Origin of the sequence: Mesorhizobium sp. WSM2561 (genome assembly GCF_000513915.1) — a bacterium.
GTDB classification, from domain to species: Bacteria; Pseudomonadota; Alphaproteobacteria; order Rhizobiales; family Rhizobiaceae; genus Mesorhizobium; species Mesorhizobium muleiense.
In genome coordinates, this window is the sequence record NZ_AZUX01000014.1 from 184,782 (window position 1) to 208,722 (window position 23,941).

The 23,941-nt window shown below is 64.0% G+C and carries 24 protein-coding genes and 1 tRNA gene; 15 read left to right on the forward strand and 10 right to left on the reverse strand.

The genetic code is table 11. The annotated features are described in order from the left end of the window. Nucleotides 1-123: 123 nt before the first annotated feature. The 5 genes from M727_RS0113625 to M727_RS0113645 all read left to right on the forward strand — a co-directional run bounded on the left by M727_RS0113625 (nucleotide 124) and on the right by M727_RS0113645 (nucleotide 5,638). A complete protein-coding gene (locus M727_RS0113625) occupies nucleotides 124-1,734 on the forward strand; it encodes an ABC transporter substrate-binding protein (protein ID WP_027153149.1) in 1,611 nt (536 codons plus the stop codon). A 271-nt stretch (nucleotides 1,735-2,005) separates the two neighbouring features. Beyond that, nucleotides 2,006-2,992: an ABC transporter permease gene (locus M727_RS0113630; protein ID WP_027153150.1), complete on the forward strand. Its 987-nt coding sequence runs from the start codon at nucleotides 2,006-2,008 to the stop codon at nucleotides 2,990-2,992. Next, nucleotides 2,989-3,819, forward strand: a complete 831-nt coding sequence (locus tag M727_RS0113635; RefSeq protein WP_027153151.1) for an ABC transporter permease — start codon at nucleotides 2,989-2,991, stop codon at nucleotides 3,817-3,819. The genes M727_RS0113630 and M727_RS0113635 overlap by 4 nt, the downstream gene beginning before the upstream one ends. After that, a complete protein-coding gene (locus tag M727_RS0113640; protein ID WP_027153152.1) occupies nucleotides 3,816-4,835 on the forward strand; it encodes an ABC transporter ATP-binding protein in 1,020 nt (339 codons plus the stop codon). The genes M727_RS0113635 and M727_RS0113640 overlap by 4 nt, the downstream gene beginning before the upstream one ends. Next, nucleotides 4,832-5,638 carry a dipeptide/oligopeptide/nickel ABC transporter ATP-binding protein gene (locus M727_RS0113645; RefSeq protein ID WP_027153153.1) on the forward strand — a complete coding sequence of 269 codons (807 nt, stop codon included), beginning with the start codon at nucleotides 4,832-4,834 and terminating at the stop codon, nucleotides 5,636-5,638. Before M727_RS0113640 ends, M727_RS0113645 begins: the two co-directional genes overlap by 4 nt. On the opposite strand, the gene ggt is transcribed toward M727_RS0113645, so the two are convergent. The 4 genes from ggt to M727_RS0113665 all read right to left on the reverse strand — a co-directional run bounded on the left by ggt (nucleotide 5,632) and on the right by M727_RS0113665 (nucleotide 10,529). Then, entirely contained in the window at nucleotides 5,632-7,218 is a 1,587-nt protein-coding gene (ggt, locus tag M727_RS0113650; RefSeq protein WP_027153154.1) for a gamma-glutamyltransferase, read from the reverse strand. The two genes, M727_RS0113645 and ggt, sit on opposite strands and share 7 nt — an antisense overlap. A 128-nt stretch (nucleotides 7,219-7,346) precedes the next feature. After that, nucleotides 7,347-8,201 carry a TIGR01459 family HAD-type hydrolase gene (locus tag M727_RS0113655; RefSeq protein ID WP_027153155.1) on the reverse strand — a complete coding sequence of 285 codons (855 nt, stop codon included), beginning with the start codon at nucleotides 8,199-8,201 and terminating at the stop codon, nucleotides 7,347-7,349. Then, nucleotides 8,198-9,484, reverse strand: a complete 1,287-nt coding sequence (locus M727_RS0113660; RefSeq protein ID WP_027153156.1) for an FGGY-family carbohydrate kinase — start codon at nucleotides 9,482-9,484, stop codon at nucleotides 8,198-8,200. The genes M727_RS0113655 and M727_RS0113660 overlap by 4 nt, the downstream gene beginning before the upstream one ends. A gap of 1 nt (nucleotide 9,485) precedes the next feature. Beyond that, nucleotides 9,486-10,529 (reverse strand): class II aldolase/adducin family protein, encoded by a 1,044-nt coding sequence (locus M727_RS0113665; RefSeq protein WP_027153157.1) that lies wholly within the window; start codon nucleotides 10,527-10,529, stop codon nucleotides 9,486-9,488. Nucleotides 10,530-10,728: 199 nt separating this feature from the next. Between M727_RS0113665 and M727_RS0113670 the strand changes: the two genes are divergently transcribed. From M727_RS0113670 to M727_RS0113695, 6 genes are all read left to right on the forward strand, one after another. Beyond that, nucleotides 10,729-11,511, forward strand: coding sequence for a DeoR/GlpR family DNA-binding transcription regulator (locus tag M727_RS0113670; RefSeq protein WP_027153158.1), 783 nt, complete (start codon nucleotides 10,729-10,731; stop codon nucleotides 11,509-11,511). Beyond that, nucleotides 11,508-12,887 carry an FGGY-family carbohydrate kinase gene (locus tag M727_RS0113675; protein ID WP_027153159.1) on the forward strand — a complete coding sequence of 460 codons (1,380 nt, stop codon included), beginning with the start codon at nucleotides 11,508-11,510 and terminating at the stop codon, nucleotides 12,885-12,887. Before M727_RS0113670 ends, M727_RS0113675 begins: the two co-directional genes overlap by 4 nt. Next, a complete protein-coding gene (locus tag M727_RS0113680) occupies nucleotides 12,884-14,428 on the forward strand; it encodes a sugar ABC transporter ATP-binding protein (protein WP_027153160.1) in 1,545 nt (514 codons plus the stop codon). Before M727_RS0113675 ends, M727_RS0113680 begins: the two co-directional genes overlap by 4 nt. Continuing rightward, nucleotides 14,425-15,423: a COG4158 family protein gene (locus M727_RS0113685; protein WP_027153161.1), complete on the forward strand. Its 999-nt coding sequence runs from the start codon at nucleotides 14,425-14,427 to the stop codon at nucleotides 15,421-15,423. The genes M727_RS0113680 and M727_RS0113685 overlap by 4 nt, the downstream gene beginning before the upstream one ends. Before the next feature lie 78 nt (nucleotides 15,424-15,501). Beyond that, nucleotides 15,502-16,440, forward strand: a complete 939-nt coding sequence (locus M727_RS0113690; RefSeq protein ID WP_027153162.1) for an ABC transporter substrate-binding protein — start codon at nucleotides 15,502-15,504, stop codon at nucleotides 16,438-16,440. A 125-nt stretch (nucleotides 16,441-16,565) separates the two neighbouring features. After that, a complete protein-coding gene (locus M727_RS0113695) occupies nucleotides 16,566-17,459 on the forward strand; it encodes a sugar phosphate isomerase/epimerase (protein ID WP_027153163.1) in 894 nt (297 codons plus the stop codon). A gap of 15 nt (nucleotides 17,460-17,474) precedes the next feature. On the opposite strand, the gene uxuA is transcribed toward M727_RS0113695, so the two are convergent. After that, a complete protein-coding gene (gene uxuA / locus M727_RS0113700) occupies nucleotides 17,475-18,659 on the reverse strand; it encodes a mannonate dehydratase (protein WP_027153164.1) in 1,185 nt (394 codons plus the stop codon). A gap of 75 nt (nucleotides 18,660-18,734) precedes the next feature. On the opposite strand from uxuA, the gene M727_RS0113705 reads away from it, so the two are divergent. Beyond that, a complete protein-coding gene (locus M727_RS0113705) occupies nucleotides 18,735-19,520 on the forward strand; it encodes an SDR family oxidoreductase (protein ID WP_027153165.1) in 786 nt (261 codons plus the stop codon). A gap of 266 nt (nucleotides 19,521-19,786) precedes the next feature. Further along, complete coding sequence (gene ftsZ, locus M727_RS0113710) at nucleotides 19,787-20,794, forward strand: cell division protein FtsZ (protein ID WP_023797312.1); 1,008 nt, start codon at nucleotides 19,787-19,789, stop codon at nucleotides 20,792-20,794. Between the two features lie 181 nt (nucleotides 20,795-20,975). Here ftsZ and M727_RS0113715 read toward each other — a convergent pair whose 3' ends face one another. From M727_RS0113715 to M727_RS0113740, 5 genes are all read right to left on the reverse strand, one after another. Beyond that, nucleotides 20,976-21,209 (reverse strand): DUF6429 family protein, encoded by a 234-nt coding sequence (locus M727_RS0113715; RefSeq protein ID WP_027153166.1) that lies wholly within the window; start codon nucleotides 21,207-21,209, stop codon nucleotides 20,976-20,978. 130 nt (nucleotides 21,210-21,339) lie between these two features. Further along, nucleotides 21,340-21,416 (reverse strand) — tRNA-Met (locus M727_RS0113720). Between the two features lie 928 nt (nucleotides 21,417-22,344). Continuing rightward, nucleotides 22,345-22,641, reverse strand: a complete 297-nt coding sequence (locus tag M727_RS36405; protein WP_051505612.1) for a hypothetical protein — start codon at nucleotides 22,639-22,641, stop codon at nucleotides 22,345-22,347. Nucleotides 22,642-22,652: 11 nt separating this feature from the next. Continuing rightward, a complete protein-coding gene (locus M727_RS0113735) occupies nucleotides 22,653-22,973 on the reverse strand; it encodes a hypothetical protein (protein WP_245268592.1) in 321 nt (106 codons plus the stop codon). Between the two features lie 140 nt (nucleotides 22,974-23,113). Then, a complete protein-coding gene (locus tag M727_RS0113740) occupies nucleotides 23,114-23,323 on the reverse strand; it encodes a hypothetical protein (RefSeq protein WP_027153169.1) in 210 nt (69 codons plus the stop codon). Between the two features lie 118 nt (nucleotides 23,324-23,441). Between M727_RS0113740 and M727_RS0113745 the strand changes: the two genes are divergently transcribed. Then, nucleotides 23,442-23,702 (forward strand): hypothetical protein, encoded by a 261-nt coding sequence (locus M727_RS0113745; RefSeq protein ID WP_036262221.1) that lies wholly within the window; start codon nucleotides 23,442-23,444, stop codon nucleotides 23,700-23,702. Continuing rightward, complete coding sequence (locus M727_RS0113750) at nucleotides 23,686-23,931, forward strand: hypothetical protein (RefSeq protein ID WP_027153171.1); 246 nt, start codon at nucleotides 23,686-23,688, stop codon at nucleotides 23,929-23,931. Before M727_RS0113745 ends, M727_RS0113750 begins: the two co-directional genes overlap by 17 nt. Nucleotides 23,932-23,941 lie beyond the last annotated feature (10 nt).

Consider the following 23,941-nt stretch of genomic DNA (forward strand, 5'->3'; position numbering starts at 1 on the left):
GCGCCAGATCCGTCTCTGGCGAAACCCTCGGCAAGGCTCATAATCACCCCTTGCAAGGATGCCGTCTGGCGTCCGAGGGTAGTGGCCACCCGGCCGAGTGGCTGAGAGGGACGGAGTTCGATCATGTCAGAGGTCACAATTTCCAGACGCAGCGTGCTTGCCGGTTCGGCACTGCTGCTGGCTTCGACGGCGCTGCCGACGATCGGCTGGGCACAGACGCCGAAGAAAGGCGGGCGGTTGGTCGTCGCCGCCGATTCCGAGCCGCGCAACCTCAACCCGGCGATCGTCGCGTCCAATGGCGTCTTCTTCATTTCGAGCAAGATCGTGGAACCGCTGGCCGAGGCGTCCTTTGACGGCAAGGACGGGCTCGACCCACGCCTGGCGACAAGCTGGGAGGGCGCCGCGGACGGCTTGTCGGTAACGTTCAAATTGCGCGAGGGCGTCAAATGGCATGACGGCAAACCTTTTACCTCCGCCGACGTCGCGTTCTCGGCGCTGCAGATCTGGAAGCCGTTGCAGAATCTCGGTCGCACCGTGTTCAAGGATCTGGAGGCGGTCGACACCCTGGACGAACTGACCGCGGTGTTCAAATTCGCCAGGCCGACGCCGTTCCAGCTGATCCGCAACGCCTTGCCGGCGCTGACCAGCGTGGTGCCGAAGCACATCTACGAGACAGGCAAGATCGAAGAGAACCCGGCCAACAACGCGCCTGTCGGCACCGGCCCGTTCAAATTCGCCGAACACAAGTCAGGCGAATATTACCGGCTCGAGAAGAATGGGGACTATTGGGGCAAGGACCAGCCTTACCTCGACGAGATCATCTATCAGGTGCTGCCCGACCGCACCTCGGCGGCAAGCGCGCTCGAGGCCGAAGAGATCCAGCTCGCCGCCTTTTCCGCGGTGCCGCTGGCCGATCTCGACCGCATCTCCAAAGTGCCTGGCCTCAAGGTGATCACCAAGGGTTATGAGGCGCTGACTTATCAGCTCGTCGTCGAGATCAATCATCGCCGCAAGGAACTGGCCGACCTGAAGGTGCGCCAGGCGATCGCCCACGCCATCGACAAGGATTTCGTCGTCAAGACGGTGTTCCTCGGCTATGCCGCCACCGCCACCGGCCCGGTGCCGAAAAACGATCCGCAGTTCTATACGGCCGATGTGCCGACTTATGCCTTCGACGTGGCCAAGGCCAACGCCCTGCTCGACGAAGCCGGCTATGGCAAGGGTGACGACGGCAAGCGCTTTTCGCTGAAGCTGCTGCCGGCGCCCTATTTCAACGAGACCAAGCAGTTCGGCGACTATCTGCGCCAGGCGCTCGCCGCCATCGGCATCGACGCCCAGCTGGTCAACAACGACTCGGCCGCGCATATCAAGGCCGTCTACACCGACCACGCCTTCGACCTTGCGGTCGGGCCGCCGGTGTTCCGCGGCGATCCGGCGATCTCGACCACCATCCTGGTGCAGAGCGGCATCCCGGACGGGGTGCCGTTCTCCAACCAGGGCGGCTACAAGAACGACGAACTCGACGCGCTCATCGCCAAGGCGTCCGAGACGCTCGACCCCGCCGCACGGACGGAACTTTACAAGGAGTTTCAAAAAAAGGTCGCAGCCGACCTGCCGCTGATCAATGTCGCCGAATGGAGTTTCATCAGCGTTGTCAGGGACACCGTGGGGAATGTCGCCAACAACCCGCGCTGGGCGGTGTCGAACTGGGCGGACACCTGGCTGAAGGGGTGAGCTGCGGGTTAATTGAGATTGACCTTCGCCAATAGGTGAAGTTGGTAATGTCCGTGCTCGACGATACCCCCCTCTGTCCTGCCGGACATCTCCCCCTCAAGGGGGGAGATTCGCTTGCTTTGGCGACGGCCCGTCCCTCAGCAACGTTTGCGATTGGCGCCACGGCTAGTGACGGCCAATCTCCCCCCTTGAGGGGGAGATGTCCGGCAGGACAGAGGGGGGTGCCTAGGCTCGGCATTTCTGTTGATCGGCCCAAGCAGCCGGCGCCGCCATGACCCGCGCGCTTCTCCTTCTTCGCCGTCGGCTCGTCGGCAGCGTCTTCGTGCTGCTGATTGTCGTGATCGGCACTTTCCTTTTGCTGGAAGCCGCCCCCGGCGACGCGGTTGACGCCTACATCGTCTCGACCGGCGGCGACGCCGGCATGATCGAACTGCTGCGCCATCGTTGGGGCCTCGACCAGTCGGCGTTGACGCGGCTGGCGACCTATCTCTGGGCGCTGCTGCATCTCGACCTCGGCCAGTCGGTGACCTTTTCGCGGCCAATCCGCGACGTCATCCTCGAACGCCTGCCCAACACGCTGCTGTTGATGGGCAGCGCCACCGCGCTCTCCTTCGGGCCCGGCTCGGCACTCGGCATCTATGCCGGCGCCAAGCCCGGCGGCTTTCGCGACCGCTTGCTGTCGATCGGCTCGCTGGCGCTCTATGCCGTTCCCGGCTTCTGGCTCGGGCTGGTGCTGATCATCGTCTTTGCCGTCGACCTGCGCTGGTTCCCGATCGGCGGCATCGAGAGCATCGCGTCGGGCAAGACCGGCCTTGACCGCGCGGCCGATATCACCCGCCATCTCGTGCTGCCGGTGTCGGCACTCGGCTTCATCTATCTGGCACTCTATCTGCGCATGATGCGCGCCGGCATGGCCGAGGTCTGGCGGCAGGATTTTGTCCTCGCCGCCCGCGCCAAAGGGCTCTCCCGCCGCCGCATCGTGCTCGCCCACGTCGCCCGCAACGCGCTGTTGCCGTTGGTCACCATGCTCGGCCTGCAATCGGCGCAGATGCTCGGCGGCAGCGTCGTCATCGAAAGCGTCTTTTCGGTTCCCGGGCTTGGCCGGCTGGCGCAGGAAGCGGTGGCAGCGCGCGACACGCCGCTGCTGCTCGGCATCATCCTGGTCAGCGCCGTTCTGGTCATCGTTATCAATCTTCTCGTCGACATCGCCTACGCCTTCCTCGATCCGCGCGTCGGCGCCAGCGAGGCCAGCGCGTGAGCCCGCTTCGCCGCTTTCTTCGCACGCCGGAAGCGATCGCCGGCGCGATCATCCTGGCGGCGCTGTTCGCCATGGCGCTGACAGCGCCGCTGTTCTTTCCCGGCGACCCGCAAGCCATTGCCGGGCCGGCATTGCTGCCGCCCTTTCAGGACTGGTCGCTGCCGCTCGGCACCGACCGGCTCGGCCGCGACGTGCTGGCCGCGCTTCTCCACGGCGCCCGTACCTCGCTGGCGGTCGGGCTGGCGGCGGCAGCCGCAGCCCTTGCCGTCGGCGCTGTACTCGGCACGCTGGCCGGCTTTGCCGGCGGTCTCGTCGACGAAGTGCTGATGCGCATCACCGACGCCTTCCAGACCGTGCCGAGCTTCCTGCTGGCGCTGGCTTTCGTCAGTGTCGTCGGGCCGTCGCTCGGCGTCGTCGTTGCGGCGATCGCGCTCGGCGCCTGGACGGGGCCGGCGCGCGTTGCGCGCGCCGAAGTGCTGTCGATCCGCGAGCGCGATTTTGTCGCCGGCGCACGCGTCGTCGGCATGCATCCGCTGGAGGTCGCCTTGCGCGAGGTGCTGCCAAACGCATTGCCACCGGTGCTGGCGCTGTCGTCGGTGATCGTCGCCGCAGCGATCCTCACCGAAGCGGCCCTTTCGTTTCTCGGCCTCGGCGACCCCAACCGCGTGACCTGGGGCGGCATGATCGCCGAAGGCCGCGCCGTGCTGCGCACCGCGCCCTTCCTGTCGATCATTCCCGGCGTAGCACTCGTGCTGACCGTGCTCGGCGTCTATCTCGCCGGCGAAGGCGTCGTCGAGACGGCTGCGGTGAGAAGGAGCCTGTCGTGACGGCGCTGCTTTCGATCCGCGATCTGACGGTGACCTATCGCCGCGAAAGCAGCGAGGTGGCGGCGCTGAACCATGTCAGCCTCGATGTCACCGCCGGCGAGCGCTTCGCCATCATCGGCGAGAGCGGTTCGGGCAAGAGCACGCTGGCGCTGGCCATTGCCGGGTTGTTGCCGGCTTCCGCCAGGATTGAAGGAACGATCGAGTGGAAGTTACCGAACCTTCGATCGCCTCATTCCTTCGCGCCCCCCTCTGTCCTGCCGGACATCTCCCCCACAAGGGGGGAGATCGGCAGTTCTGTCGCCGGCACTCCCCCCGCAGCCTTGGAGATTGGCGAAAGCGGAAATGACAGCGCAATCTCCCCCCTTGAGGGGGAGATGTCCGGCAGGACAGAGGGGGGTCTCACAGAACGCAAGCCTCTAAAATCCGCCGCCAAACCCAGCCACACCCCCCTCGGTGGCCGCGATATCGGCTTCGTCTTCCAGGACCCGTCGGCCAGCCTCGATCCGGTAATGGCGGTTGGCGAGCAGATCGCGGAAGTCGCGCACACGCATCTCGGTCTGACTTGGTCGCAATCCTATGCCAAGGCAAAAACCCTGCTCGAACGCGTCCGCCTGCCCGACCCGGACGCCGCCTTGCGCGCCTACCCGCACCAGCTTTCCGGCGGCCAAAAGCAGCGCGTGGCGATCGCCGCAGCGATCGCGGCCGGTCCGAAGCTGCTGATCGCCGATGAGGCGACCAGCGCGCTCGACACCATCGTGCAGGCCGAGATCGTCGCGCTGATCCGGCAATTGGTCGCCGAGGACGGCATGACGCTGCTGTTCGTCAGCCACGACATCGCGCTGGCCGCCGAGCTGGCCGAGCGCATCGCCGTGTTCCGGCGCGGCGAACTGGTCGAATTCGGCGCGACGGCGCAGATCGTCGCCAGCCCGCGCCACGCCTACACAAGAGCGCTGCTTGACGCCCATCTCGGCCTCGACGCCGAACCGCTGCTGCAGCAGTCAGGAGCGTTGCGGTGAGCAGTCCATTGCTGGCTGTTTCCGGCCTGACCAAACGATATCGCCGCGGCGGCAACACAATCGCCGCCGTCGATGACGTTTCCTTCGACATCGAGGCCGGCGAGACGCTGGCGCTGGCCGGCCCTTCCGGCAGCGGCAAGTCGACGGTCGCGCGGCTGCTGCTGCGGCTGATCGAACCGGACGCCGGCCGTATCGAGTTCGAAGGTGGCGATTTCCTTTCCCTGAACGATACTGCGTTGCGCGCCCGGCGTGCGCGCGTGCAAATGGTCTTCCAGGACCCGCTCGCCGCCTTCAATCCGCGCGCCAGCGTCGCGCGCGTGCTTGACGATCCTTTGCGCATCCATGGCATCGCAGCCCGATCGGAACGCCCGCGTCACATCGCCGCTCTGCTCGAGCGCGTCGGCCTGAGCGCTGATCTCGCCGGCCGTGCCATCCACGAGATCTCGGGCGGCCAGCGCCAGCGCATCGCGATCGCTCGCGCCATCGCCACAAAACCGTCGCTGATCGTCCTCGACGAGGCGGTGTCCGCGCTCGACCTATCGGTGCGCCGGCAGATCCTGCAATTGCTGCTCGATCTGCAACGCGAGCAACGGATCGCCTACCTGTTCATTTCGCATGATCTCGGCGTCATCAGCGCCATCGCTCATCGTGTCGTCATTCTCGATGCCGGCCGCGTCGCCGAAAGCGGCAACGCCCGTGCGGTCATCGGTGCCCCGCAGTCGGCGATCGGCAAGGCGCTGGTGGCGGCAGCGCCAAGACTGAACAGGACCGGCACGCAGGGCGACGCGGCCGATCGTCAGTAACCCAGCGCGCAACCATCCTTGCGCGGATCTGACGCGCCGGTCAGCGTGCCCTTGTCCCAGTCGATCAGCACCAGTTGGCCGCCGCCATGCGGCTCGGTTGGGATGGACACGTCGTGGCCGCGCTCGCGCAGGCCGGCGATCGCCTCGGCTGGAACGCCACGCTCGGCCTCCACTGCGTTCTGGCGGTAAAACACTCTCGGCGCATCCAGCGCCTCCTGCGGGTCCATGCCGAAATCGATCATGTTGGTGAGCAGGTGGACATGGCCGAACGGCTGGTAGCCGCCGCCCATCACGCCGAACGGCATGACCGCCCTGCCCTTGGCTGTCACCATGCCCGGCATGATGGTGTGCATCGGGCGTTTCCCCGGTGCGATGCGGTTTGGATGGTCCGCCGCCAAGCGGAAGCTGCTGCCGCGATTCTGCAGGACGACGCCGGTCCTGGGGCCGACCACGCCGCTGCCGAACGAACCAAAGGTCGAGTTGATGAAGCTGACCGCATTACGGTCGCGGTCGACCACGGAGATGTAGACGGTATCGCTCGGCTGAAGCTCCAGCCGTGGCAGATGCGTCATTGCGCGCGCAGGATCGATCTCGGCGCGAAGCTGGTCGGCATGGGATCTGGACAACAACTGCTGCACGGGGACATGGACCTGGTTTTGGTCGCCGATGAAATTGTCGCGGTCCTGATAGGCAAGCCGCCCCGCCTCGATCTCGAGATGAAAGCGCTCGGCGCCGTTCGGTTCCAGCGAACCGAGCGAGAAGCCCGACAGCACGTTCAGCATGATCAGTGCCGTCAGCCCCTGGTTGTTCGGCGGCATCTGATGAATGTCGTAACCTCGGTAGGATGTGCCGACGGGCCTGACATAGTCGCCCTTCGTCGCCGAAAAATCCTCGAGCGCATGCAGCCCGCCAAGCGCGCGCAGACGCGAAACCATGTCGTCGGCGACCTCGCCTTCATAGAAGCCGGCACGGCCACGGCGCGAGACGATGCGCAGGGTCTCGGCCAGTTGCGGCTGCCGGTGCAGCTCGCCGGCCAGCGGCGCCTTTCCATCCGGCAGAAATATCCGCGCGGCATGTTCGTCGGCGGCCAGCAAGGCAGCACTTTCAGCCCAGTCGAAGGCCACGCGGTCTTGGACGACATAACCCTGTTCGGCGTAATGTATGGCCGGAGCGAGCGCGGCGTCGATGCCCTTCCTGCCGTGATCATCGAGCAGCCGGCACCACGCGTCGACGGCGCCCGGCACGGTGACTGCGTGCGGACCGGACTCAGGCAGTTCGTCGTGCCCCTTGTCGAGATACCACTGCGCCTCTGCTGCTGCCGGTGCGCGGCCGGAGCCGTTGAAGGCCAGAACCTCGCCTTGACCGTTGGGACAATAGAGGACGAAACAGTCGCCGCCGATACCCGTCGATTGCGGCTCGACCACCGCCTGCACCGCCGCCGCGCAAACGGCTGCGTCCATTGCATTGCCGCCGGACCGCAGCATCTCGATCGCCGCCAGCGTCGCCAACGGGTGCGATGTCGCGGCCATCGCTTCCATCGCACGAACCGGCGACCGTCCGGGGAGTTGAAAATCACGCATGCAGTTCAATAGCCTCCGACCAACCAGATGTGAACTGGCAACAGCAGCCCAAGGGCTGCGCCACCGAAAGCAGCACTAACGACGGAACGATCACCATGGCAGCGCTCAACCCTCGGAAGCTGCCGATCTCAATCAGCGAATCTGAAACTGTTCGTGGTGTAATCGGGGTAGGCATCCAGACTGTCGAAAAGCTCTGCCAGGTCAGGGGTATCCGCCAATATTCCGGACAAGACCAGCGCGGTCGCCACGCCGGCACCAATTCCACCGGCGACATCGTGTTCGACGCTGTCGCCGACACAGACCACGCTGCTGCGGTCCGGGTTGCCCGCCAGCGCCAGCGCGGCGTCGAAGATCGGCGTGTAGGGCTTCCCGATGCGGGTGACGCTGCCGCCGAGGCTCTCGTAGAGATCCGCAAGCTGCCCGGCGCCAAAGCGAGGCCCCACTACCGTCAGCATGATCTTGTCGGGATTGGTGCAGAAGCACGGCACCTGCCGCATCGCTGCCGGCGCAAAAAGCCGGCGATAGTGCTCGATATCGTAATGGTCGCCCTCACTGGCGGCGATCAGCACCAGCTCGGCATCGTCGCCGCCCCCGGTCAACACGAAAGGCAGGCCTTCAATCGCCGAGCGGTCGCCCTCGCGGCTGATCAGCAGGCACTTTGTGTTTGGGCGCAGCTTTCCGGATATCGCCATTTCGTGGAAGGACCGCCACGCGATCTCGCCGGAAGAGACAAATTGATCCCAGCTTCCTGGTTCGAAGCCGAGCTTCAGCAAGCGGGCCTCATTGGGCCGCGCCCGCCTGCCGGAATTCGAGACCAGCACGATCGTCCTGCCTGCTCGCTTCAGCGCCGACAACGCGTCCACGGCGCCCGGATAGGGGTTCGTGCCGTCGTGCAGCACGCCGAACTGATCGAGCAAGAACACCTGATAGCGCTCGACCAGCGCTCCGATGCCGTCGAGATGTTCAAGCTTTTTCGTGCTCACAACAGCCCCGCTGCGATTGCGCCCATCAGCGCCAGCCGCGCCGTGCCGGCGGCCGCCTCGTCCGAAAGCGCCGGCAGAAAATCGACACCCAGCTTGCGCTGCCGGATCGCGGTCCAGGCGGCGTTTGCCGCACCGCCGCCGACACTTCTGATCGACGTCAATCGGGGGGCGCCGAGTTCGGCAAGCCGGCGATAGCCGAGCGCCTCGATCGCCGCGATGCCCTCGAACATTGCTTTCAGATAGTCGGCGTCGTCGGCCGGCCGCGGCGTCAGGCGTGGCGGCAGAGCAGGATCGGCCACGGGAAAGCGTTCGCCAACCGCGGGAAGCGGATAATAGTCGAGGCCGGTCTCGGTCATGGGGTCCATTGCCGCACTTAATTCGATGATGCGCGCGAGAGAAAAATGCTGCGCCAGCACCTTGCCGCCCGAATTCGACGCACCACCCGCTAGATAAGCATCTCCCAGCCGATGACTGTAGATGCCGAACTGCGGCGCCGAGATCGGCCGATCGGAGAGGATCTTGATGGTCAGCGAGGACCCCAGCGCGGTGACGCCGTCGCCAACAGCCGCAGCCCCCGTCGCCAGGAACGACGCGCAGCCATCCGTCGTGCCGGCGACCACGGCGACGTCCCGCGCGAGGCCGAACCGGTCCGCCGCACTCGCGGTGAGTTTTCCCGTGACATCGCCCGGCTTGACGACACCAGGCAGGAATCCCATGCGCATGCCGGTCGCCGCGATCCAGTCCGGCCAGCGGCGGGCCTCGACGTCGTAGCCGGTTTTCAAGGCATTGTTCTCGTCGCTGATGTCGAAGCGGCCGGAAAACTGTCCGGCGATCCAGTCGGCCTGATGCAGCACCGCCGCGACGCCGGGCAGGCGCTGGAACGACAGCGCCTTGGCGAGACCGGACGTCGGCCCACGGGCTGCGCTCGCGGCCGGCGCCTCGCGCGCGATCACCGCCAGAATGGCGTCGTCGTCGACCTTGTCGTTGTACATCAACGGCTCGGCCGGCGGCCGCCCGGCGCCGTCGACCGGCAGCAGCGTGCCGGAAGTGCCGTCGACGGCGATCGACCGGACCGCCGCACGATCGATGCTCGAAAGCAGTTCCGTCAGCGCCGCGCCGACCGCTGACCACCAGACGGACGGGTCGCGGGCATTCTGGCCAAATCTGTCGAGTGGAACGGCGGAACGCGCGGCAATCGAAAAGTCCTGCCGCATGGCGACGGCGCGGGCGCCTGATGTGCCGATGTCGATTCCGATCGAAAGCGGGCCGGTTGACAACGCCATCTCAGCTGCCGGCCGCATTGAGTTTCTGGCGATACTGCTCGGCGTCCCAATTGATCAGTTCGTCGTTCTCGGCGGCGGTCAGATAGTTCAGCTTCGCCGCGACGTCGACCCGCGCCGTCACGTCGGCGAGGCAGCGTTGCATGGCATTGGCGCCGGCACTGGCGTCGCCGCGCATCAGCACGCCAAGCCCGGGAAACAGAATCGCCACCGGTGCCGTGCCGCACCGTTCGGTGACACGCATCACGTCCTCACCGGGTCTCGCCACGACCGAACCCTGGCCGAGAAAGATGACGTGATCGGGATAGAGGCTGCCTCCCGACGCCATGCGGCAGCTGTCAGGATCGATCGCGACGGCATGCGCTTCGACATCCGCCGGCAGCCTGTGACCGGTGCGTCCGATGAGCGTCGTCAATGCCGCGATGTCTGGCTCCGCCACCTCGCGGGGCGGCCGCGCCAGCAACCCTGTGACGCGACGCAGCAGCGCCTCGGCGCCGGTGACGGTTTCGGCTGCGATGACCAGGCCATGATTGGCAAGGATCAGCACATCGACACCAGGCCGAAGGCGCTCGGCAATGCCCTGGGCAAGCGGCAGGCCCGGCCGGCGATAGGGGACATACGCCCATTCGAGGCCGTCCAGACGCTTGGCGACTTGAGCCTCGCAGTCGGCCTGCACGGCAAGCGAAATGGTATCGACGCAGTGGACATGCAGAACGACGCGCTGCGGCATCAGCGCGTGAACCGTGGTCTCGATCGAAGGACGCAGCTTGCGGGCGTTGAGCGCCTCGATGGCGAAACCCTGTGGCTGATCGGCGGCCAGGTCGCGCTGTTCGACAGCCCTGATCAGCGGCGGGATCGCCACCGGGACCATGATGTCCTCGGCGAGCGCGTCCTTCAACCAGGTGCCGGAAGCCTTGATCCAGAGCGTGTCGCCGGCTTTCAGCGAAGTGTTGCCGCCCGCGGCCTGGGCCAAGTGCGGGTCGCGCCCGATGCTGGCCGAAAGCGACCGCAAAGCAGCCAATTCCTGCGCATCCGCATTGATTGCCATCGAAACTCCTTCACAAACCGACCGCCTAGCCACGGCTTTGGATCCCCGTAGCCGGGACAGCGAGTGACGCTGGTATCGCAGCGGCGAGTAAGTTACGTCAATAGTGATCTTATCCCACCAAATCAAGCTTGCAATCTGATCTGCGTTGAGTAAGTTGCACCAATTGCCGTGGCAAAATGGCATTTCGGGAGGGTATCCGTTGAGCGACTCCGGCCGCCAGCGTCAGATCGTGGAGCTGTTGCGGGATCGCCCCTTCGCCTCGGTGCGCGAGCTGCAGGAGCGCCTCGGCGTATCGGCTGCGACGGTGCGGCGCGATATCGACAAGATCGACGAGGCCGGCGAGGCACGCAAGGTCTATGGCGGCATCTCGGCGCTCGATGGCGCTGCGCAGGCGGGCGTCGCCTATGCCAAGCCCTACGACGAGAACCGCGACCTCGCGGTCGAAGCCAAGCGGCAGATCGCCGCTCTCGCGGCGACCATGGTACGCGATGGCGACGCCGTCATCGTGCATGGCGGTTCGACCTGCTTCCATCTCGGCGCCAAGCTCGCCGACCGCAACATCCGGCTTTTTACCAACTCGATGCCGCTCGTGGCCTATTTGAGCGACCACGGCCATTGTAGCCTGACCATTGCCGGCGGCGAACTGCATCGCGAGCCTGGCATCATCCATTCGCTCACCCAGTCCGTGCCTTTCTACGCATCGAAGTTCTTTCTAGGCGCGCAAGGCATTGGCCCGGAGGGCGTGCTGGAATCGCATCCGCTGCTGGTCCGCTCCATCGCCGAACTCAGTCTCTGCGCCGACCAGATCGTGGTGCTGGCCGACAGCCGCAAACTGTCGATCCACGCGCGCAACGTCGCGCTGCCGTTGTCGCGCATCGGCACGCTGGTGACCGATGACGGCCTTTCCGATGCCGACGCACGCATGCTCGAAAACGCCGGCGTCATGGTGCGGATCGCCTCTGCCTCAGGAGCCGTCCAGTGAAGGTGGCTGTCCTCGACTTCGGCAAGACCAACTCGAAGCTGTTCGTCTTCGGTCAGGACGGGCAGATTCTAGGTGAGCGCCGGACCCAGCCGAACTGGACGCGCGAAGGCGGCTTCAGCGTGCTCGACGAAGCAGCGCTTCACGATTGGGCGGCGCGCGCCGTCGGCGAGGCGGTTGACATCCATGGCATAGAGGGCTTGATGGTTTCGGGCCATGGCTGCACCTTTGCCTTGGTCGACGATGCGGCGCTGACGCATCCGATACTCGACTACGAGCAGGAGCCGCCGGCCGAGATTGCCGCGCAGATCGATCGCCGCATTCCGGATTTCGCCGAGACCTTCTCGCCGCGCCTGCCGCTCGGCTTCAACTATGGTCGCCACATGCTGTGGCTGAAGACGGTGCAACCAAGCGTGTTCGCCGCCGCCAAATCGATCCTCGGTTATCCCCAATACTGGAGCTGGCGCTTTGGCGGCCGGGCGGTTTCGGAGGTGTCCTATCTCGGCTGCCACTCGCATCTGTGGGCGCCGCGCAAGCGCGATTTCTCCACGCTGGTCGACGCCGAGGGATGGCGCGGCCAGATGCCCGCCTTCGAGCGTGCCGGCGCGGTCATCGGCGAGCAGCGCTTCGGCGAGGCGGCGCGGCCGATCGCCATCCACAACGGTGTCCATGACAGCAATGCGGCGCTCCATGCCTATCGTCGGCAGGCGCTTGGTCCGGTCACCGTCGTCTCGACCGGCACCTGGGTTGTGGTGCTCAATCCGGACTGCCCGCTCGACGCGCTCGATCGCGATCGCGACATGCTGGTCAATGTCGATGTCGATGGCGGCCCGGTGCCGACCATCCGCTTCATGGGCGGCCGTGAGTTCGCGACGATCAGCAACGGTTGGCAGGGCGCGATCACCCCCTCAGCCGTACAGCAGGTGATCGACGCCGGCATCATGGCGCTGCCGAGCTTCGCGCCGGGCGGGCCGATGCCTGGCCATCGCGGCGAACTGGTCGGGCGCGCACCAACCGCGGATGAGCGCGCGGCCGTGGCGCTGCTCTACGTCGCGCTGATGGTCGATCTGTGTCTCGACCTGATCCATTCGAACAACACGGTGATCGTCGATGGCGGGCTGAACAGTGGCGGCCTGCTTGCCAGCCTGCTGGCGCAGCTGCGTCCCGGCCAGGCCTTCATGCAGGGCGCCACGCTGGAGGGCAGCGCCACCGGAGCAGCGGCTCTGGCCTTCGAGAGTGTTGGACGCGAATTTGCCGCCGAGGCGCCAGAGCCCGTACGCGCCTCGAGCTTCACCGGGCTTGCCTTCTATCGCGATAGCTGGCGCGGTCTCGCCGCCGACCGAGGCGTCGCTGATGCCGCAGCAGGAGGCGCGCGATGACCGCCGCTGCCCGGATCGAAACCGTGGCCCAGCCGGTGCTGGAGATGCGGCACATCTCCAAGACGTTCGGCCCGATTCGCGCCTTGCAGGACGTATCGCTGACCGTCCACGCCGGTGAACTGCACGCGCTGATGGGCGAAAACGGCGCCGGCAAGTCGACGCTGATGAAGGTGCTGTCCGGCGCCTATCGGCCTGATGCCGGCGGCGAGATTCTGATCGACGGCACACCGGTCGCAACCGGCGACCCGATCAAGGCACGCGCCAACGGCATTGCCGTCATTTACCAGGAGCTGTCGCTGGCGCCCAACCTGACGGTCGCGCAGAACATCTTCCTCGGCAACGAGCCGAGACGGTTCGGCATCGTCGACCGCGACCAGTGCAATCGGCGCGCCAAGGAGATCATCGCACGGCTCGGCGTTTCCTTCTCGGCGCGCGCCTCGGTCTCCAGCCTGTCGCTTGGCGAACGCCAGATGGTCGAAATCGCCCGCGCGCTGTCGACCAGCGCGCGCATCATCGTCATGGACGAGCCGACCACCTCGCTGACCTCGCGCGAGACCGACAGGCTGTTCGAGGTGATTGCGACGCTGAAGGCGCAGGGCATCGCCATCATCTATATCAGCCACCGCATGGAGGAGGTCTACCAGCTTGCCGACCGCGTCAGCGTGCTGCGCGACAGCGGCTATGTCGGCACGCTCGAACGCGCCGATCTGAACGCCTCGCGCCTCGTCTCGATGATGGTTGGCCGTGACCTGTCCGCCTTCTACAAGAAGGATCACCGCCCGCCGGACAGCAAGCGCGCGATCGCACTGTCGGTGCGCGACATGTCGGACGACAATCTCCTGAAGGACTGTTCGTTCGACCTACACAAGGGCGAAGTGCTGGCGCTGGCGGGCCTGGTCGGTTCGGGCCGCACCGAGCTCGCACGGCTGATCTTCGGCGCCGACAGGCGCACATCAGGCACGCTGGAACTCGACGGCAAGCCGATAGCCATCGGCTCGCCGCGCGAGGCGCTGGACGCCGGCATTGCCTATCTTACCGAAGACCGCAAGGAACTCGGCCTGTTCCTCGACATGTCGATTTCCGACAATATCAGCATGGGGGTGCTCGCCAGGGACGCGCAGGCCGGCGGCTTGCGCGACTTCGCCACGGCCGAAAGGCGCGCCGCAAAGGCCGTTTCCGAGCTCTCCATCCGCACCAGGTCGGTGCAGGCCAATGCCGGCTCGCTGTCGGGCGGCAACCAGCAGAAGGTGCTGCTCGCCCGCCTGCTCGAAACCGAGCCGCGCGTCCTCATCCTCGACGAACCGACCCGCGGCGTCGATGTCGGGGCGAAGTCGGAAATTTACCGGCTGATCGACGATCTCGCCAAGAAGGGCATCGCCATCCTGATGATCTCCAGCGAACTGCCGGAGGTGATCGGCGTCGCCGACCGCGTGCTGGTGATGCGCGACGGAACTATCGCTGGCGAGGTGACCGCATCCGAAGGCCAGCCGCTCAGTCAGGAGGCGATCATGGAACTCGCAACGGGAGCGGCCAAGGGATGACCCATAAGGCAACCGAGATGAGCGCGGGTGACCAGGCGGTCGGCAGGAGCCGGCGGCTGCGCACCGCCTTCGCCGCGCTTGGCATGCTGCCGGTCCTGATCCTTTTGGCGGCCGGCTTCCAGATCATGAACCCGCGCTTCCTCACCGAGACCAACCTGTTGATCGTCACCCAGCAGTCATCGATCAACATCGTGCTCGCGGCCGGCATGACCTTCGTCATCCTGACCGGCGGCATCGACCTGTCCGTCGGCTCCATTCTTGCCGCCTCGGCGATGGTGGCGGTGATGGTGTCGCTGGTGCCGGAGTGGGGCATGCTCGGCGTGCCGGCGGCCATTCTGGTCGGCCTCGGCTTCGGCGTCATCAACGGGCTGCTCGTCGCCTACATCAAGCTGCCGCCCTTCATCGTCACGCTGGGTTCGCTGACCGCCGTGCGCGGCGTCGCCCGCCTGCTCGGCCAGGACACCACGGTGTTCAACTCGGACCTGCCGTTCGACTTCATCGGCAACGGGTCGCTGTTCGGCATCCCCTGGCTGGTCATCATCGCTCTGTCGGTCGTGGTGCTGTCCTGGCTGGTGCTCAAGCGCACCGTGCTCGGCACCTGGATCTATGCCGTCGGCGGCAATGCCGAGGCCGCCCGCCTCACCGGCATCAAGGTGCCCCTGGTGCTGCTCTTCGTCTATGGCGTTTCAGGCCTTCTCGCCGGCCTTGGCGGCGCCATGTCGGCGGCCCGGCTCTATGCGGCCAACGGGCTGCAGCTTGGGCAGTCCTACGAACTCGACGCCATTGCCGCAGTCATTCTCGGCGGCACCAGCTTCGTCGGCGGCGTCGGCTCGATCTGGGGCACGCTGATCGGCGGCCTGATCATTGCGGTGCTCTCCAACGGGCTCATCCTGGCCGGTGTTTCGGACATCTGGCAGTACATCATCAAGGGATTGGTCATCATCGTGGCGGTCGCCCTCGACCGCTACAGGCTCCAGGCAGGAGCAAGAACGTGATTGACCTTAGTTGCCGGCGTCAACGACCCGGTTTCATGTAACGCACCGTGAGAGGCGCGGGGCATCAGGAGGAAAAGAATGAAGACCATCGCTAAACTGCTCTGCGGCGTTGCCCTCGCGGCCGTCCCCGTCGCACCGGCTTCTGCCAAGGATCTGAACAAGGTCGGCATCTCGGTCGGCCTGCTCGGCAACCCGTTCTTCGTCGCCACCATCAAGGGCATCGAGGACGCGGCCAGGAAGATCAACCCGAACGTCGAGGTGACGTCGGTGTCGGCCGACTACGACCTCAACAAGCAGGTCTCGCAGGTCGACTCGTTCATCGCCGCCGGCGTCGACGTGATCATGCTCAACGCCGTCGACGCCAAGGCGATCGCTCCGGCGGTGAAGAAGGCGCAGGCGGCGGGCATCGTGGTTGCCGCATTCGACGTCTCGGCACCGGGCGCCGACGTCACCGTGATGACCAACAACGTCAAGGCCGGCGAAGCGGCCTGCCAGTATCTGGTCGACCACACCGGCGGCAAGGGTGACTATGTCATACTGAACGGGCCGGCATCATCGTCGATCCTCGAGCGGGTGAAGGGCTGCAAGGACGTGCTGGCAAAACACCCGGACATCAAGATCCTCTCCGACGACCAGAATGCCGAAGGCTCGCGCGACGGCGGCCTGAAGGTGTTCCAGTCGCTGCTGACCCGTTTCGACAAGATCGACGCGGTGTTCGCCATCAACGACCCGACGGCGATCGGCGCCCAGCTTGCGGCCAAGCAGCTCAACCGCTCGGAGTTCATCTTCACCGCGGTCGACGGCGCGCCCGACATCGAGAAGGAACTCTCTTCCGGCACCTCGATGATCAAGGCCTCGGCCTCGCAGGATCCTTACGTCATGGCCGGCCAATCGCTGCAGATGGCAGCTGAAGTGCTCGCCGGCAAAAAGCCGGCCGAGGCGACGGTGCTGCTCGACCCGCAGCTGATCACGGCAGGGAACCTGAAGGACTACAAGGGCTGGACCGCGGCCCGCTAGCTAAAGCCTCCCAAGGCTGGTGCGGCCGGGTGACCGGCCGCACCAATTTTTGTTTGAGCATCGGATTTATCCCCAAACCGGTTCCCACTTTTGGTTCCGATGCTCTCGAGCAGCAGGAGACGATCATGTCGCGCATTGGAATCCACTCTTTCGTCTGGTCGGCGAGCTCGGCGCAAGACGACCTGGAACGGACGTTGGCCAACACCAGGGAGGCGGGCTTCGATCTGATCGAATTCTCCTATCTTGACCCCGCCAATGTCGATGTTGGCGGGCTGGCCAAGCGCATCGCCGAGCTCGATCTCGGCGTGGCGATCAGCATCGGGCTGCCGCCCGACGGCGACATTTCAAGCGCCGACAAGGCGATTGCCGCGCACGGCGTCGAAGTCCTCAGTGACACCATCGCGCTCACCCGGGATCTCGGCGGCCGGAAGGTCGCCGGCATCCTCAGCACCAGCCATGGATTGCAGACTGAGGCGCCGACGCGCGATCAATGGAACCGCAGTGCCGCCACGCTTGCCAAGGTCGCGGAGACCGCCAAGACCGCCGGCGTCACTCTCAACCTCGAAATCGTCAACCGGTTCGAGAGCAATCTGCTCAACACCGCAGCGCAAGGGTTGGCCTTCATCGAGGACACCGGATCCGACAACATTTTTCTGCATCTCGACACGTTCCATATGAACATCGAGGAGGCCGATATCGGGTTGGCCATCCGCCACGCCGCCAAAAAGATCGGCTATGTCCATATCGGCGAGAGCCATCGCGGCTTCCTCGGCACCGGCAACATCGACTTTGCCGCGATCTTCGATGCGCTGACCGCAATCGGCTATGGCGACGACCTCAGCTTCGAATCCTTCTCGTCGGAGATCGTCGACGAGAACCTGTCGAAGAAAACCGCCATCTGGCGCAATCTGTGGACCGACAATATGGAGCTGGCCCGGCATGCGCGCCGCTTCATCGCCATCGGGCTGGAGACGGCGCGGCGCAAGGCCGAGCTTGTTGCGTCAAGCCATCAGCCTTAGGGCCGGTTACGATCATCAGGCCAGATCAAAACGTTCCACGGCGCGCATGATGCCACGCAGCTCGGCCAGGCCTTTCAGGCGGCCGATCAAAGAGTAGCCGGGGTTGATCCTGGTCTTGCCGATATCGTCGGCGAGCAGATGGCCATGATCGGGTCGCATGGGAATCCGCCAGTCGGCGCGACCTTCCCTACGGCGGCGCGTCTCTTCCTGCATCAAAGCAAGGATGACATGCGCCATGTCGGTGCCGCCCTCCAGATGTTCGGCTTCATAAAAGGAGCCGTCATCCTCGATGGTTACATTGCGCAGATGGACGAAATGGATCCGGTCGGCGAGCTCCTTGACCATGCCGACGATGTCGTTGTCTGCGCGCGTACCGTAGGAGCCGGTGCAGAATGTCAGGCCGTTGGCCGGGCTGTCGACGGCGTTGAGGATGAAACGCGCGTCCTCGGCGGTCGAAACGATCCGTGGCAGGCCATAGAGCGAGAATGGCGGGTCGTCGGGATGGATGCACATGCGCACCTCCTCCTGCTCGGCCACCGGAATGATCTCGCGCAAAAACCAGGCAAGATTGTCGCGCAGCTCCTTCGGCCCGATCGAGTCATATTCCGCCAATGCCTCACGAAAACTATCCCGGTTGTAGCTGCGCTCGGTTGCCGGCAGGCCGGCAATGAGATTGCGCTCGATCCTGTCGATCTGCTCTTCGCTCAATTTCTTCAGTCGCGTTTCCGCTTCCGCAATACGTGCCGCGCTGTAGCCGAATTCGGCATTCCTGCGCATCAGGACGAACAGGTCGTAGGCGGCAAAATCGATCGCATCGAACCGCAGTGCGTAGCCCGTCGTTGGAAGCCGATAGGCAAGGTCGGTGCGGGTCCAGTCGACCACCGGCATGAAGTTATAGCAGATCGTCGCAATGCCGGCCTTGGCGAGCGCACGGATCGTGTCCTTGTACCAGCCGACATAGCGAAGCCGTTCCGCAGAGCCGATCTTGATCGAATTGTGGACAGGAATGCTCTCCACAACCGACCAGGTCAGCCCTTCGGCCTCGATGACCCGCTTGCGCTCCAAAATGTCCGTCAAAGGCCAGGCGCGGCCGTCATAGATATTATGCAGGGCGGATACGACGCCCGTGGCTCCGGCCTGCTTGACATGATCGAGCGTCACCGGGTCGTCAGGGCCATACCAGCGCCAGCATTGTTCCATCGAGGCTTTCCTTTGCGATAAAACGGAACCGTATTGTTGGGCCACAATGGAAGTCAAATTAAAGGAGTTTGCGCAATGAAGGATTTCGACGGCAAAATCGCTCTGGTGACGGGGACGACCGGGATCGGCCTGGCAACCGCCAGACGTCTTGCGGCGGGCGGGGCGGCGATCATCGCCTGCGGCATCGACCGCGCGGCCAACACGGCGATGAGAGCGGAACTGGGCACCTCCGGCGCCGAGGCGCTGGTCGTGGCCGTCGACGTCTCCGTGCCGGATCAGGTCCGCGACGCGGTCGCAGCCGGTGTCGAGCGGTTCGGCGGCCTCGATATCATCGTCAATTCCGCGGCGGTCCATCCGTATGGCACCGCTGTTAGCACCGATTTCGACATCTGGAACCGTGCGATGTCCGTCAATGTCGGCTCGATTTACCTGACCGCGCATTTCGGTATTCCGGAAATGATCAGGCGAGGCGGCGGCGCCATCGTCAACGTGGCTTCGGTGCAAGGTTTCGCCTGCCAGCAGAACGTCGCCGCCTATGCCACGACCAAGGGCGCCATCCACACACTGACGCGCGCTCTGGCGCTCGACCACGCGCGCTCCGGCATTCGCGTCAATTCCGTCAGCCCGGGCTCGATCCGCACCCCGATCCTGGAAAAAGCGGCGCGCGGCGAGAACGGCACCGACGCCGATGTCGAGGCCGCCTACAGGCGCTTCGGCGAAGCACACCCCATCGGGCGCATCGGCGAGCCGGAGGAAGTGGCGGAACTCATCGCCTTTCTGTGTTCGTCGAAAGCCGGGTTCTGCACCGGCGCGGACTACAGGATCGACGGCGGCCTGATTGCCGGCATCGGCGTGAAATAGAACGGGAAGATCGGTCTCGGCTTTACGGGAGACGTTGTCTCCGGACGATTTTCGGCCAGCCGCCACACGTAGCACCGGCGACGGCGAACCAATAGCGCATAACATGCGCGAGCGCGAATACTGCACTTGCAGCCGGTTCAACCGTCTGATTCCCTTGGTTACGCTGGGCTGTCCTGATTCGCGCACTGTCCAAAGTCTTTGCAGCGCGCCGGGAACAAGCCTTCCACCGACCGCTGCGCTTGCGCATTCAAGGGGAGAGACGGCAAATGAACACTGCAACGAGGCCGACAATCTCGGAGATGAGGCCCAAGATATCCGTCATTGGGGTTGGCGGCGGTGGCGGCAACGCCATCAACAACATGATCGCCGAAGGCTTGCAGGGCACCGAGTTCATCGTTGCCAACACCGATGCCCAGGCGCTCACCATGTCGAAGGCAACGCGGCTGATCCAATTGGGAGCGCACGTCACGGAAGGCCTTGGTGCCGGATCCCTGCCCGAGGTCGGCCATGCCGCGGCCGTGGAATCGATCGACGAAATCATGGACCATCTTGCGGGAACGCATATGTGTTTCGTGACCGCAGGCATGGGAGGCGGAACTGGAACCGGTGCAGCACCGGTCATAGCGCAGGCCGCGCGCAACGCAGGAATACTGACCGTGGCCGTCGTCACCAAGCCGTTCGTCTTCGAAGGAAACCGCCGAATGCATGCGGCCAATGAGGGCATCGAGCGGCTGCGCGAAAGCGCCGATACCGTCATCGTCATACCGAACCAGAACCTCTTCAGGATCGCCGATGCCAAGACGACGTTCGCGGACGCTTTCGCCATGGCGGACCGCGTACTCTACGCCGGCGTCGGCTGCATAACCGATCTCATCGTCAAGGAAGGCCTGATCAATCTCGACTTTGCCGATGTGAAGTCGGTGATGCGCGATATGGGTCGCGCGATGATGGGGACCGGCGAAGCCACCGGCGAGGACCGCGCCAGGAAGGCAGCCGAAGCGGCGATCGCAAACCCGCTTCTCGACGAAGCGTCGATGATGGGCGCCAAGGGCGTCCTTGTCTCGATATCGGGCGGCACTGACATGACGCTGTTCGAGGTCGACGAAGCCGCCACCCGCATCCGCGAGGAGGTCGACGCCGATGCCGACATCATCGTCGGCGCCATTTTCGACAAGGCGCTCGCAGGAAAATTCAGGGTGTCGGTGGTTGCGACGGGATTGCGGCGGGGGCTTGAGATTCCGCTGACGGTGGGGTTGGAAAACCGTGTGAATTGAGCAACGCTCTTATGGCAGCACCACGGCAGGTTTCGACTGAAGGTCCGACGCACCGGACACCGCCGCCAGACGGTAATCGGGCGGAACGCCCAACCCTAATTGTTGCGGGATAAGCCTGCCGAGCAAGTTGTCGGTTTTGCCTGCGCGACTCTTGCTGTCGAATTGGAACGCCAGCCAGCGCTCATGGCGCCGGCCGCGTGAACAGGGTGCGGAACAATTCCTCAGCCCGTCGCAGGCCCTCATCTGTCAGAACCACCGACTTCGCCTTGTTTGCCGGATTGGCGATCAGTCCCTTCTGGTGCAAGCGATCCAGAACATCCCAATCCAATCCCTTCCAGGCGCGTCTCTCTTCATGCAGCGTTAGCCAAAGCAGCCCGAGAACGGCATTGTCGATCTTGTCGGTGTCCATCTCCATGCCAAGCAGTTTAACCCGGGAAGACGGCGCCTGCCGAGACCCACACCGTCGGGTAACTCGATGAGGATCAAACTGGCCGCGCCAGGCTGCAAACGCAAAACGGCCCGCGTGATGCGGGCCGTTTTTTGTTTGGTTGCGGGGACAGGATTTGAACCTGTGACCTTCAGGTTATGAGCCTGACGAGCTACCGGGCTGCTCCACCCCGCGTCAACTAGACGGCGAATGCCGGCCGGGCAGCCCGGACTTTTTTTGTTTTGTCCGTCCTCGAGGCCTTCGGCCTTTGCGGGCGGACGGGGCGCTGCTCCACCCCGCGTCAACGTCAGAAGTAAGCCTTGGCTCACTGGAATCAAGCTTGCGCCAACTGAAAGGGCCGCCTGCGCGGCCCGAGTTCCCGATTGGCGGGCCTTTTGGTAGAGAGAAGATTTGGATTTTGCAACGTGCGTTTTGCAGACCTGGCAGCGACCTACTCTNCCCGCTCCTGCTGGCGGACCACCGCATCGAGCGCGCCGATGGCGGCGCCGGCGGCGAGCGCGACATCCTCAAGGGCATTTAGCCCTACGGCTTTTCCCGCAAGGCTTTGTGCATCCGGGACGGCCCGGCGCAGCCAGGCCGGCACCGTTGCCATCGGCGCGGTCGAAGCGGCATCGGCGATCGTGGCGTGGTGGCGTAGGGAAGGTTTGGGACGCAGAATCATCGCTGACACGATGAATCATGACGGCGCTTTTATCAACAGAAATGGACAAAAAGCGCTGCGGTTGTCGTGTCGACAAAACGAATGATAATGTTGCATTATCGAACATGGCAATACTTCGAAGACTAATTGAGTTCTACAACGGCGCCCCACTCAGGGTTAAACCTAACGGTGCCTTCCTGCAGCTTTCGTGTTATACAAAGTGGTGCACAGCCGACGATTCAATCCTGTCACCTCCGCTTTCTAATCTGCGATTTGCATCCACTCAGCCGTGACAGCGAATCCTGAATTGGCAGTTCGGCGAGTGTGGGGAAAGGCGGTAGCGCTCTAGCGCTACCATCGTCCACCAGTGGCACTTTTCCACAGAGGTGGCGCCGAAATTTGCACGATCTGTGGGGCTCTCGTGGTGCTTCCGCGCCAAACTGCGTCTCCAGCACCGCAACGCTAAGACAATCTCCCGAGCGGCGGACTTCCGTCAGTTCCTCCGGTAGCCGTAGTGCCAATGAGCGGCACCATTGACGGCTCGGGTTCCTTGGCAGATGGCCGTCTTGTTTTGAACTCGGCAAGCTCGTCATCCCGTCTGGCAATGCGGCTTTCGAGGTTGGCGATGCGCTCGGCCAAGAAGTGGCGCCCGACCAGAAAGCCTCCGCTTCCGAAAATGATCGCGAACGTGCCAAAGGCGCCTGGGTTAGCCAGTACCAGCGCAGAGTTGCTTTGTAGAAAATCGACAAGCTCCTGCATCTCACATCCTTTCAATTCCTCGGCAGTTTGTGGATCTCCAGGCTGACCGGGCCGCCTCTTTCGCAGCTGGTGCAGAACAGCGCCCTCTCGACGGTGCTGAATAGCGCCGCCTTTCCATATTTCCGGATGAGCGCCGCGGGCTTGATCTCTGCATGATGGGAACAGTTTTTGCACCACGCCCGCAGATTATGCCACTCGCGCAGATCACCCAGTGACACGTCGAGCCCGGCATGCACACTGCCGTCGATGATCGTTTGAGGCGGGATCTTCACTTCGCCTGGCGTGACAATTTTTTCCATGACGTGGCGGCTATTATAGTGGATCAGCAGCATGCCCGGCCGCCGACGAATGGCGGCCTGCCAGGCAGCTTGGCTTACTATTGAATCGGGCGATCTGTTTATCGTTTCGACAAGCGCCGCTTCATCCCTGTCCCAAACTTCGATCCGAAAATTGTCTTCCGTGCTTGCCATGGCTAGTGTCGCGCTTTGTGCCAGCCGCGGGAGAACCCTTTCGAAACTGCTGCCCGTGACAGGGCAAGCTCGCGCTTGAGTTCGGCATTGATGGCGAGCACGTTCAGCAGGGCGACCAAGGCATCGCCCCCTGCCGCAGCTATCGCTTGCTGGGCAACCAGTTCCAGTTCTGACAATGCTTCGCCGGCCGGCGCGTTGTGGCGCTTTCCCATAGCCCTTCCTGCTTAGAAGCATTTAGGAATAAGGAACATATTCCTCACTCGTCAAGGTCTGGCTTGACTATTTGTTCTCATTTTGTTCACACTGGATGACAACCGAAAGGAGCGGATCATGAGCAACCAGAAAGAACCTTTGGTTCCAGTCGAGTTCGCAGGTGTCTCTTTCAGCGTTCACAAAATGCCAGGCGGCCGCTTCACCATCGATTTGGAAGGGCAAGCGATCCCGTCTTTGCCGGGTATCGCCTACGGGTTGGTGATGAAAGATAGCGCCACCGAAGAGCAGGTCCAAAAGCTGTGCCGCGACAAACGCCGAATTGGTTCTGACTTGAGCATCGTGAGGACGGGGAGCGCTGCCTGTGATCAATCGGCCTAAGAATCAGAATTCTTATCCAGACCGCGAGATCGATTGCCAAGAAGCGATGGAGCCCGGCTTTCAGGCGATCGTCGACTGCATGCTAGAAGCCGGCTGGGCACGCGGCGAGGTGATCCGCTCGCTGCGGCGGCTGATCGCGGCCGACAACATGACGCAAAAGGAAAACGCCAAGTTCAAAGCGGAGCTTGCGATTGCCAGAGCGATGATCCGAGCAGGCAGGCAGCATTAAAAGCTTCGAA